The sequence below is a fragment of the Mesorhizobium sp. KACC 23794 genome, assembly GCF_052180275.1.
Taxonomy (GTDB): domain Bacteria; phylum Pseudomonadota; class Alphaproteobacteria; order Rhizobiales; family Rhizobiaceae; genus Kumtagia.
Map to the genome: position 1 here is coordinate 1,913,405 of NZ_CP197465.1, position 11,158 is coordinate 1,924,562.

The 11,158-nt window shown below is 64.3% G+C and carries 9 protein-coding genes; 4 read left to right on the plus strand and 5 right to left on the minus strand.

What is annotated here, in order from left to right; genetic code table 11:
* Positions 1–2 precede the first annotated feature (2 nt).
* The 5 genes from ACSBOB_RS09450 to ACSBOB_RS09470 all read right to left on the minus strand — a co-directional run bounded on the left by ACSBOB_RS09450 (position 3) and on the right by ACSBOB_RS09470 (position 5,586).
* The gene (locus ACSBOB_RS09450) at positions 3–1,211 is read right to left on the minus strand and encodes a type II secretion system F family protein (protein ID WP_442582157.1); all 1,209 of its coding nucleotides are present in this window, start codon (positions 1,209–1,211) and stop codon (positions 3–5) included.
* A gap of 3 nt (positions 1,212–1,214) precedes the next feature.
* Entirely contained in the window at positions 1,215–1,700 is a 486-nt protein-coding gene (locus ACSBOB_RS09455) for a hypothetical protein (protein WP_442582158.1), read from the minus strand.
* Positions 1,701–1,705: 5 nt separating this feature from the next.
* A complete protein-coding gene (gspM, locus tag ACSBOB_RS09460; protein WP_442582159.1) occupies positions 1,706–2,320 on the minus strand; it encodes a type II secretion system protein GspM in 615 nt (204 codons plus the stop codon).
* Entirely contained in the window at positions 2,317–3,384 is a 1,068-nt protein-coding gene (locus ACSBOB_RS09465) for a PilN domain-containing protein (protein WP_442582160.1), read from the minus strand. Before ACSBOB_RS09465 ends, gspM begins: the two co-directional genes overlap by 4 nt.
* Positions 3,385–3,783: 399 nt before the next feature.
* Entirely contained in the window at positions 3,784–5,586 is a 1,803-nt protein-coding gene (locus ACSBOB_RS09470; protein WP_442582161.1) for an IlvD/Edd family dehydratase, read from the minus strand.
* Positions 5,587–5,757: 171 nt separating this feature from the next.
* On the opposite strand from ACSBOB_RS09470, the gene ACSBOB_RS09475 reads away from it, so the two are divergent.
* From ACSBOB_RS09475 to ACSBOB_RS09490, 4 genes are all read left to right on the plus strand, one after another.
* The gene (locus tag ACSBOB_RS09475) at positions 5,758–7,128 is read left to right on the plus strand and encodes a Re/Si-specific NAD(P)(+) transhydrogenase subunit alpha (RefSeq protein WP_442582162.1); all 1,371 of its coding nucleotides are present in this window, start codon (positions 5,758–5,760) and stop codon (positions 7,126–7,128) included.
* The gene (locus ACSBOB_RS09480) at positions 7,128–7,556 is read left to right on the plus strand and encodes an NAD(P) transhydrogenase subunit alpha (protein WP_442581514.1); all 429 of its coding nucleotides are present in this window, start codon (positions 7,128–7,130) and stop codon (positions 7,554–7,556) included. Before ACSBOB_RS09475 ends, ACSBOB_RS09480 begins: the two co-directional genes overlap by 1 nt.
* Positions 7,557–7,566: 10 nt before the next feature.
* Positions 7,567–8,970 carry an NAD(P)(+) transhydrogenase (Re/Si-specific) subunit beta gene (locus tag ACSBOB_RS09485; RefSeq protein WP_442581515.1) on the plus strand — a complete coding sequence of 468 codons (1,404 nt, stop codon included), beginning with the start codon at positions 7,567–7,569 and terminating at the stop codon, positions 8,968–8,970.
* 674 nt (positions 8,971–9,644) lie between these two features.
* A complete protein-coding gene (locus ACSBOB_RS09490; protein ID WP_442582163.1) occupies positions 9,645–11,138 on the plus strand; it encodes a GspE/PulE family protein in 1,494 nt (497 codons plus the stop codon).
* Positions 11,139–11,158: the final 20 nt, after the last annotated feature.

Sequence of the window (11,158 nt, forward strand, 5' to 3'; positions counted from 1 at the left end):
TCCTATCGGACCATATCGTTGAAGGACATAAGGGTGGACATGATCGACACGATCATACCACCGATCAAGATACTGATGGTTGCCACCGCCGCGGGCCCGACGAGCCCGACGATGCGGGACAGCGAACGCTCCAGCCGCACTTCATAGAAGTCGGCGACACGATAGGCCAGCCCCGCAAGTTCGCCACTTTGCTCGCCGAGCCTCAACATGCGCACGGCCAGCGGGGGAAGCTGAAGTATCTCGAGCGCATGGCCAAGCCTGTTCCCCTGCCTCAGCGCGTCGGATGCCTGCTGAGCGCGCGCCCGGGCGGCCTCGCCATGATCGATGGTGTCGCTGATGAGCTTGAAAGCCACAGGAACCGCCACGCCCGTTTCGACCATGATGCCCAGCAGGCGGGCGAAGCGCCCAGTCCGATAGCTGCCCGGTATCTCCGACAACAGCGGAAGTTTTTTGGCGAAACCCCATAGCCATGCGGAGAGAAGGCCCCGCCGCGCCGCCACGAATCCCAGCAATACGAGTATCGAGGCGGCAAGCAAAAGGACCAGCCCGTAGGCGCGCAGGAAATTCGAGACCGAGAACATCACCACCATCAGCGTGTCCTTCTTGCCGCTCTGCATGATCATCGGTTCGAACTGAGGGACGACCCCCACCAAGAAGAAGACCAGTACGCAGATCGTGCCGGCAAACAGGACTGCCGGATACCGCAGCGCCTCGCTGACTTTGGCCTGCAATGCCTCGAAATTCTGGCGCTCCTGCACGATGCGCGACAGGAGGGCGGGCAATTTTCCGGAGGTCTCCGCGACACGAACCATGGCGACCTGGAACGCCGGGAACAGAGCAGGCCAGGCTTCCAGCGCGCTGGAGAATGACTTGCCCGACGCCAGGTCGGTGCGAATGCCGGCAACAACGGGCTGAAGCCTGCCGCTGTCGAATTCCTTTTCCATGATCGCCAGCGCTTCGTCGATCCGGATCCCCGCATTCAGCATGATCGACAGGTCGGAGAGCAGCCGCGTGACCTGCGCCGCCGGTATCCGGGTCGAAAACAGCGGTGCGCGCGATGCAGGCTGCCCGCTCTGTTCGACACTTACCGGGATCAGCCCGCGCGCCCCGAGCTTCTGGACGGCATCGTCGGAATCGGACGCATCGATCCGTCCGAGTTCGATACGACCCTCGCCATTCAAAGCCTTGTATGCGAATGCCGTGGAGCCCATGGATCAGCCCCCGGAAAGCGTGGGCGGCGGCCCCTCCGGCGGAAACATTTGTTCACCGCCCGGCTCATCCGAAAAGCGCAGCGAGGCCCGTCCTCCCGCTCCATCGAGGTTGACTTCAAACTGGCCGACGACCTTGAGCGTCCAGCCTTCCCGGCTCTCTCCCGTGCGCAGCGTGAAGGCCGCCACCTCGGTCGGGGCGGTGAAGGTCGCGCTGTTGAGCTTTTCCGACCGTACGATGCCAACCAATTGCCAATCCGGCGCAGCAGCGGGCGGCGGCGGTTCGGGTTCCGGCTCGGGCTGCACGACAACGGGTTCCGGCTCGGCGGCGACGAACGTAACAGGGGCAGTCCGGTCCGGCGAAAACAGGGGCCGATCCCGAAGCGCCGAATAGTCACTCAGCGGACGCTCCCTGACGGACAGCTTTTCAGTGCCGAAGGACAGGCTCGAAGAGGCCGCGATGGCTGCGAGCATCAGGGCCGCGCGCTGCATGGTCCTCATGACCGCGGTCCCTTCTCCCGGAAGGCCGACAGCGTGACGCTCAGCGACAGCGGCCGATCCATGGAACTCGAAGTCAGCTCTCCCCCCATCATATCGATCTTTCGGTTCAACCGAAGTCTGAAGCTGTCGACGACCATGACCGGCGACCCTGCCTCGATCGCATACATGAGATCGGGCAGCGATTGCTCCATGACCTCGACATCGGCGGTCAAACGAATGCGTTCCAAAGACTGAAGTTGAGGATCGTCTAGGCTGGCGAGCTGACCGTCTGGTGGAACGTCGACGCGCCGGATGACGGCCCCCACGCGTTCCACGCGGCTGGAGAGCAGACGCTGGAACTCGGCCGAGACGAGCCCGCTGGTTTGCGCATCGAGAAGAATCTGCCCCTCGCCGGGATCCAGAGCCTGATTCTCGCCCTGGGGGGCCGGGGAAACGGATGCCTTGCCTTCAAGCAAGGTGGTACGTTCCTCGTAGAGCGCCAGCGCGCTGGCGTCCGCGCGCCAGGACAGCAGCGTATCGCCGACAAGTACGAGAGCTCCGACGACCAGCAGGGCCATGACGGCCAGGGACTGAAGCCGCGTGTCGCGCCACAGGGGTGTCGTCGTCCTCATCGCAGCCCCCCCCCCGTGCGGATGAGCGGGCGGGTGTCGACCTCGAACTCTGATGTAAGGCCATCCTCGCTCCGCAGGGCCGAGCCGACCAGCTTGCTGTCTTCGAAGCGGCCCGACGATTCCAGCGCGGTCAGGACTTCGGGCACATCCATTGTTCGGCCAGAGAGGCGCATGCGGCCATCGGCGAAGGAGACCTCGCTGGCGTAGGAATGAGTCGGCAAAGCCGCCGCCAGATCGTCCAACGCTCCCAGCGCGCTGATTGCATCGTCCTTTATGTTCAGCGCCTCCTGCTCCGGCGCTGTTTCAGCCTTGTCCGGAGTCGCCGCCAGCGCGATTGCCTGGCGCGCCTTCTCGGCCCGGATCTCGACTGCGGCTCGGCGCTCGGCATAGCTGTTCTGGATCATCGGCCGCGCTGCCAAAGCCGTGACGGCAGCGGCCAGGCTGGCGCCGAGAACTCCGGCTAGGACAAGCTTTATTCGGCCACGCGTGCCGGCGACCCGTTGCCGCTGTGTCAATACTTTCACGGCATCGCCTTCCGGAAACGGCGCCGAGATCACGACCTGGCGGGCCTCGGCCGCATTCAGGCAGGCCAAGGCGGCAGCGACACGCGACCTCGCAACGATCGCGACGGCGACGGTGATCTGCCGCGTCTCACGGCTGATCCCGAGGACGCTGTGGCCGAAATGGATATCGGAAGCAGGCAATGGCGAAAGCGCGCCCATCCGCGACGTAACGATGCCCTCGACGTGGCTGGCAGCCTCAATCGGCAGTTCGATCCGGCGCGCGATCACCCAGCTTGCCGGGATGTCGAGATGGACCACCTTTCCATTCACCGCGGTACGCAATGCGGCCGGCGTCTGCTCTTCTGGAGAAATCGGTATCAACAGGGGTGCTGCCGGCTTTCGGCTGGTCGCCGGCGCGATTTCAAGCGCGCTCCCGTCGTCCGCGACCCGCGCGACCACGCGGCTGCTGGATTTGACGCGCGCGAGTTCATCCAGCAGGGAGGCCGGTCCCGCGATCCAGTCATCCATGCCGCGGATCGCCGCGGCGAAAGGAGAAGCCATTCCGGTCAAACCTTGGAGCTGAAAGCCGGCACAGGATCCAGAGTTCCGTTGCCGTGTGAAAACAAATCATAGCGCATCTTCAGGCCCGTATTCCAGATCAATCACAGTTCTTCGCCCATCGGGCACCGATCTTGAACGCAGACTGGGACGACCAACCTGGCGGCGGAGTTGCAGAAGCTGTCGGCAATTGACCTCGGCTTCGATTCGATTTCGACAGACATCAGCTTCTCGAGGCGAATGCCCGGCAAGGCCGACGAGGCCGTGACACGGGGTTGTATTTCGATGGCGATTACCCGGCATGAACGTTAGTGCGGGGCGCTGTCTGCACGGCACTTGCAGAGGATGGCGGCGCCAATATTTCCTGCCTGTCGAGCAATTCGGCCCCAAGTAGGAACTGTCCTAATGATTGTCGCGCGGCACGCCGCTGGTGACGGCGATGTTCTGGTACTTCACCGCCGTCTTCAGAACCATTCCCTCGGACAACTGGTCAACCATTGACCGCTGGATCTCCTGCCAGGGTGTCTGATGCTTCGGATATGCATAGCCGCCCTCGTTTTGCAGGTCGACGCGACGGCGCTTGATCTCGTCGTCAGACACGAGGATGTCGGCGGTCCCCTTGCGCAGGTCGATGCGTACCCGGTCACCCGTACGCAGCAGCGCAAGGCCACCGCCGACGGCCGCCTCGGGCGAGGCGTTGAGGATCGATGGAGAGCCGGAAGTGCCGGACTGGCGGCCATCGCCGATGCAGGGCAGCGAGTGGATGCCCGCCTTCAGCAGGTAGGCCGGCGGCTGCATGTTCACGACTTCGGCGCCGCCCGGATAACCGACTGGGCCTGCTCCGCGCATGAACAGGATGGTATTCTCGTTCAGGCCGAGTGATGGATCCTCAATGCGACGGTGGTAGTCTTCTGGACCGTCGAAGACGACGGCGACGCCCTCGAAGGCATCGGGGTCTCGCGGATTTGACAGATAGCGGTCGCGAAATTCCGGCGAGATGACCGACGTCTTCATGATTGCGGAATCGAACAGATTGCCTTTCAGGTTGATGAAGCCGGCATCCTTCCTGAGCGGATTGGCCACGGTACGGATGACCTTGCCGTCGAGATTCTCCGCCGCGGCGCAATTGTCGCCGATCGTGCGGCCGTTGGCGGTCATGGCTCCAGGGTGCGGCAGCAAGCCAGCCTTCATCAGCTCTGCCACCACGGCCGGCACACCGCCCGCATGATGATAGTCCTCGCCGAGATATTCACCGGCCGGCTGTAGATTTACGATCAGCGGAACGTGGTGACCGACCTTCTGCCAGTCATCGACGGTCAGCGACACGCCGAGATGCCGCGCGATGGCGTTGAGGTGGATCGGCGCATTGGTCGAGCCGCCGATGGCAGAATTGACGACGATGGCGTTCTCGAAGGTTTCCCGCGTCATGATGTCGGAGGGTTTCAAGTCCTCGCGCACCATGTCGACGATGCGCTTGCCGGTTTGGTAGGCGATCTGGCCGCGCTCGCGATAGGGTGCTGGAATGGCGGCGGAGCCCGGCAACTGCATGCCGAGCGCCTCGGCCAGCGAGTTCATCGTCGTCGCCGTGCCCATCGTGTTGCAGTAGCCGACGGACGGCGCCGATGAGGCGACGATGTCCATGAACTGGTCGTAGTCGATCTCTCCTGCCGCCAACCTTTCGCGTGAGTTCCACACGACCGTGCCGGAGCCGGTGCGTTCACCCTTGTGCCAGCCGTTCAGCATCGGGCCGACGGACAGCGCTATGGCTGGAATGTTGACGGTGGCCGCGGCCATCAGCAGCGCCGGTGTGGTCTTGTCGCAGCCGATGGTCAGCACGACGCCATCCAGCGGGTAGCCATAAAGCAACTCGACGAGAGCGAGATAGGCGAGGTTGCGGTCGAGCGCGGCGGTGGGCCGCTTGCCTGTCTCTTGGATCGGGTGGACCGGGAATTCCAGCGGTACGCCGCCAGCGGCCACAATGCCGTCGCGCACGCGCTTGGCGAGCTCGATATGATGCCGGTTGCACGGTGACAGGTCCGAGCCCGTCTGGGCGATGCCGATCAGCGGCTTTCCGGACTGCAGTTCTTCGCGGGTCAGCCCATAGTTCAGATAGCGTTCGAGGTAGAGCGCCGTCATGCCGGGATTGTCCGGATTGTCGAACCACTCGCGCGAGCGCAGCCGCTTCGCGCCATTGATCTTGGACATTTACACCTCCCAAAACCGCGGTTTGGCCATCGATATGGCATCGGCAATTGTCGGACAAGTACCCTCAGTCAAATATGTGGACAAGTTGCCCATTTTGTGGATTGTAGGAAAGATCTGAACGATACGGCAGGCGCGCAGATGCACCGCGTGCCGGGGGAGGAGTAGCCAAGCGTGAAACAGATCATCTTCATTCCCGCCGAGGGCGGCTCGGGCGAACCCCGGGTCGCGGCGTCGCCCGATACGGTGAAGCGTCTCGTCGGGCTTGGGTTCGAGGTTGTGGTGGAGGCGGGCGCCGGCCTGTCGTCGCGCATCATCGATGCGGATTTCGCGGCGGCGGGCGCGGTGATCGGCAAGGCCTCCGATGCCGGACGGGCCGATGTCGTGCTGAAGGTGCGCCGGCCGACCGACGCCGAGCTCAAGGGCTACAAGCCCGGCGCCGCGGTGCTGGCGATCATGGATCCCTATGGCAACGACGCAGCCCTTGCCGACATGGCGCGGGCGGGCGTGACCGGATTTGCGATGGAACTGATGCCGCGCATCACCCGTGCGCAGGTGATGGACGTTCTGTCCTCGCAGGCGAACCTTGCGGGCTACCAGGCGGTGATCGACGGAGCCGCCGAATACGACCGGGCGCTGCCGATGATGATGACGGCGGCCGGCACGGTGCCGGCGGCGAAAGTGTTCATCATGGGCGTCGGCGTCGCCGGCCTGCAGGCGATCGCCACGGCGCGGCGGCTGGGGGCGATCGTCACGGCGACCGACGTTCGTCCGGCGGTCAAGGAACAGGTCGCCTCGCTCGGCGCAAAGTTCCTGGCGGTCGAGGACGAGGAGTTCAAGGCGGCCGAGACGGCGGGCGGCTACGCCAAGGAGATGTCCAGGGAATACCAGGCCAAGCAGGCGGCGCTGACGGCCGACCACATTGCCAAGCAGGACATCGTCATCACCACGGCGCTGATCCCCGGCCGGCCGGCGCCAAAACTGGTGTCGGCAGCGATGGTCGCCTCGATGAAGGCGGGGTCGGTGATCGTCGATCTGGCGGTCGAGCGCGGCGGCAATGTCGAGGGCGCGGTGGCCGGCAAGGTCGTCACCACCGACAACGGCGTCAAGATCGTCGGCCATTTGAATGTGCCCGGCCGCGTCGCGGCGTCGGCCTCGCTGCTCTACGCCAAGAACCTGTTCGCATTCCTGGAGACGATGGTCGACAAGGCGGCGAAGCAGATCGCCATCAAGCGCGACGACGAACTGGTTAAGGCGACCATGCTGACCGACGGCGGAAAGGTCGTGCATCCGAACTTCGCCAAGGCGGCGGAACAGCCGCATGTCGAACCGGCGGCGATCCCGGCGACGGTCCTGGTGGCTTCGGCTAGCGAAGGCCCGGCACGCCATGTCGAGCCGCTCGAACCCGCCAAGCCGAAGGTGGTCAGGAAGAAGGGTGCGGGCGCAGCATCCACTGACGGCCCGTACAAACACGTCGAGCCGCCTGAGCCCGCCAAGCCGGCGGTGCGAAGGAAGACGGCCAAGAAGACCGTGGGAGAGGCATGATGGAACAGTCGGCGCTTCAGCAGGCTCTCGACCAGCTCGACAAGGCGACAGAGACGGTCAAGCTCGCGGTGCAGGACCTGGCCAACGCGCCGGCCGCCGCCGATGCGGCGGGCGACGCGGCGCACGCGCTGTCTGGCGGGGCGATCGACCCGTTCGTCTTCCGCTTCGCCATCTTCGTGCTGGCGATCTTCGTCGGCTACTACGTGGTCTGGTCGGTGACCCCGGCGCTGCATACACCGCTGATGGCCGTCACCAACGCGATCTCCTCGGTTATCGTCGTCGGCGCGCTGCTGGCGGTCGGCATCTCGGCCTCGGGCGCGGCCACTGGTTTCGGCTTCGTCGCGCTGGTGCTTGCCTCGGTCAACATTTTTGGCGGCTTCCTGGTCACCCAGCGCATGCTGGCGATGTACAAGAAGAAAGAGAAGTGAGCGCAACGTCATGAACGCCAACCTCGCGTCCTTCCTCTATCTCGTCTCCGGCATCCTGTTCATCCTGGCGCTGCGCGGCCTGTCGCACCCGACCACCAGCCGGCAGGGCAATTTCTACGGCATGATCGGCATGGCGATCGCCATCGTCACGACGCTTGCGCTGACGATGGAGACGCTGACGACCGGAAAGTCCTTGCTGATCGCCGTTGGCCTCGCCATCGGCGGCGGCGTCGGCGCCTATACGGCGCGGCGCATCGCCATGACCGCGATGCCGCAGCTTGTCGCCGCCTTCCACAGCCTGGTCGGCCTCGCAGCCGTCATGGTGGCTGCTGCTGCGATCTACGCGCCGGAAAGCTTCGGCATCGGCACCGCCGGCGACATCCATTCGCAGGCGCTGGTCGAGATGAGCTTGGGCGTCGCCATCGGCGCGATCACCTTCACCGGTTCGGTCATCGCCTTCCTGAAGCTCGACGGCCGCATGTCGGGCAAGCCGATCATGCTGCCGATGCGCCATGTCATCAACGCGGCTCTCGGCATCGCGCTGGTCGTGCTGATCGTCATGCTGGTGACCACCGAGAGCACGACGATCTTCTGGCTGATCGTGGCGGCATCTCTCGCCCTCGGTGTCCTTCTCATCATCCCGATCGGCGGCGCCGACATGCCGGTCGTGGTGTCGATGCTCAACTCCTATTCCGGCTGGGCCGCCGCGGCGCTGGGCTTCACGCTGGGCAACCTGGCGCTGATCATCACCGGCGCGCTGGTCGGCTCGTCGGGCGCGATTCTGTCCTACATCATGTGCAAGGGCATGAACCGGAGCTTCATCTCGGTCATCCTGGGCGGTTTCGGCGGCGAGACGGCTGCAGCCAGCGACGACGGCATCGAGCGCACGGTCAAGCAGGGCTCGGCCGACGATGCCGCCTTCCTGATGATGAACGCCCAAAAAGTCATCATCGTGCCGGGCTACGGCATGGCGGTGGCGCAGGCGCAGCACGCGCTGCGCGAGATGGCCGACAAGCTGAAGGCGCATGGCGTCGAGGTGAAATACGCCATCCACCCGGTCGCCGGCCGCATGCCCGGCCACATGAACGTGCTGCTGGCCGAAGCCAACGTGCCCTATGACGAGGTGTTCGAGCTGGAGGACATCAACTCCGAGTTCGCGCAGGCCGACGTCGCCTATGTCATCGGCGCCAACGACGTGACCAACCCGTCGGCGCGCGACGACAAGTCGTCGCCGATCTACGGCATGCCGATCCTCGACGTCGACAAGGCGCGCACCTGCCTGTTCGTCAAGCGTTCGCTCGGCTCGGGTTATGCCGGCATCGACAACACGCTGTTCTACAAGGACGGCACCATGATGCTGCTTGGCGACGCCAAGAAGATGACCGAGGAAATCGTCAAGGCGATGGATCACTGAGATTGATACGCCCAGCAAGGCGATGAAGCGGGAAGGGCTCCAGCCACTCCAAGCCTGTTCATTCCAACGCGGCGCAGTCTGTCTTTGCGGCTAAGATACCCTTCCTCGGCCGAAGCGGCCCTCGGCTGCGATCGTCACAGCCGCATGGTCATGACGATTTCCCACCAGCTGCTGGCGGGCGTTACGCTTGCCGTGGTCGAGCGGGGGTTGCGCGACATTGGCGGCGATAGGTGGGTGTAGCGAAAGATTCTCAATCGCTACCTCGTGTGGCACCCGGTTTACCATCTGGTGGGAGTAGAAGGGCACGGGCCCTTGACACCTATACCGCACCGCCTTCTGGTCTGGCGCAGCTTTCCGGGGAACCGCCGGATCCGGAATTGTACCTTAGGCAGACCGCTCTGCGGACAACGCCGACAGCCGGATTCGGCTTGCGCAAGCCGGAGTCCGTTGTGCTCAAGGGTCAAGTGCGACAGGTACGTTCAATGAACCCAAAGCTTACAGACTTGCACCCACTCTTGTCGTCCATGGCCGATGCCGGACTGGCGAGCCGCGACGCTACGCGGGGCCTTTTCGGTGAGAGCACGGCCTCGCGAGCCTCCGACCTACATCGGCTGATCGAAGCGCAGATCGTCGATGCCGACGCCCTCGCAAGCTTCCTGTCGTCCTATTATGGCGTGCGGCTTCTCGACCGGCAGCAGCTCGCAGACTACACGCCCGTCGCGCAGAACCTCTCGAGCCGATTTCTCGTCGAGAACTGGATCGCGCCGCTCACGGCGCCGGACGGACGTGCCGTCATCGGCGTCCTCCACCCCGGAGACGCAGACCCGATAGAGGCGCTGCGATCCGTCCTCGACGTCGACGCCGAAGTCTGTGTGGTTCCCGCACCCGATCTTGAATCCTGTCTGGAGCGCATTTCAGGTAACCAGGATGTTGCTCAGGTCACGGGCCAAGGAGCAACCTCCGAAGCGGCTATCACAAGCCTCCGGGATCTCGCGAGCGGAGCGCCGGTCGTGGTTGCCGTCGATGATATCTTCAGGCGTGCGCTCGACCTGAGGGCAACCGACATCCACCTCGAACCGATGCGCGGACGGCTCGTGATGCGTTTCCGCATCGACGGCGTCTTGCGGATCATGCCTTCGCCGCCGCATGAAATGGGCGATGCGATCGTCTCGCGCATCAAGGTTCTCGCCGGCCTCGACATCACCGAGCGCCGCAAGCCTCAGGATGGTGCGATGCGCCTTCCCATCGGCGACCGCGAAGTCGAACTGCGCGTCGCCACCCTCTCATCCATCCATGGCGAGACCGTCGTCATGCGCATCCTGCACCGCGACAGCGTCCTGCTGGATTTCGCGGGCGTGGGCCTGGACGAGCAAGAACGGCAGACGCTGAACCGTCTACTTGAGCACACCCATGGAATGATCGCCGTCGCCGGCCCGACCGGCAGCGGCAAAACGACGACGCTCGCCGCCGCGCTTTCAAAGCTCAACGATCCGAGCCGCAAGATCGTGACCATCGAGGATCCCGTCGAGTACCAGATCCCCGGCATCGTGCAGTCGCAAATCAACTCGGCGATCGGCATCACCTTCTCGTCCGCGATCCGAACGTTCGTGCGTCAGGATCCCGACGTGATCCTGGTCGGCGAGATACGCGATGGTGAGACGGCGCGGGCCGCCGTCCAGGCAGCGCTCACCGGACACCTCGTACTCACCACCGTCCACGCGAACACCGCGGCAGCGGCCTTCACGCGTATGCGCGACCTGGGTGTCGAGACCTATCTGCTGGTCGGCGCCGTGCGCGGCATCATCTCCCAGCGCCTGTTGCGGCGGCTGTGCGATCACTGCAAGCAGGCAGGAATTCTTTCGACCGAGACTTTCTCCTCCGACACGCGCTACGAGGCCGTCGGGTTCTCGCCAGGCCAGAAAGTGTTCAACGCGGTGGGTTGCGGCCGTTGCAACGGCACAGGGTATCGAGGCCGCATCGCGGTGTTCGAGATCCTTGTCCTCGACGAGGCGATCACGGAACTCGCTTCACAGGGGGCAGACCACTCCAGGATCGAAGCGCTCGCGCTGGAGCGAGGTATGAGCACGATGGCGCATGACGGTGCCAAGAAGGCAGGGCAAGGTCTCACCTCGCCGGCGGAGGTGCTCAGGGTCACCGGGTTTCGCTGAGCGCACCCATCCACGGACGC

Excerpts from the sequence above, each read along its gene's own strand:
- ACSBOB_RS09450 (WP_442582157.1), bottom strand. The coding sequence starts at position 1,211 with ATGGGCTCCACGGCATTCGCATACAAGGCTTTGAATGGCGAGGGTCGT.
- ACSBOB_RS09455 (WP_442582158.1), bottom strand. The coding sequence starts at position 1,700 with ATGCAGCGCGCGGCCCTGATGCTCGCAGCCATCGCGGCCTCTTCGAGC.
- gspM (WP_442582159.1), bottom strand. The coding sequence starts at position 2,320 with ATGAGGACGACGACACCCCTGTGGCGCGACACGCGGCTTCAGTCCCTG.
- ACSBOB_RS09465 (WP_442582160.1), bottom strand. The coding sequence starts at position 3,384 with ATGGCTTCTCCTTTCGCCGCGGCGATCCGCGGCATGGATGACTGGATC.
- ACSBOB_RS09470 (WP_442582161.1), bottom strand. The coding sequence starts at position 5,586 with ATGTCCAAGATCAATGGCGCGAAGCGGCTGCGCTCGCGCGAGTGGTTC.
- ACSBOB_RS09480 (WP_442581514.1), top strand. The coding sequence starts at position 7,128 with ATGGAACAGTCGGCGCTTCAGCAGGCTCTCGACCAGCTCGACAAGGCG.
- ACSBOB_RS09485 (WP_442581515.1), top strand. The coding sequence starts at position 7,567 with ATGAACGCCAACCTCGCGTCCTTCCTCTATCTCGTCTCCGGCATCCTG.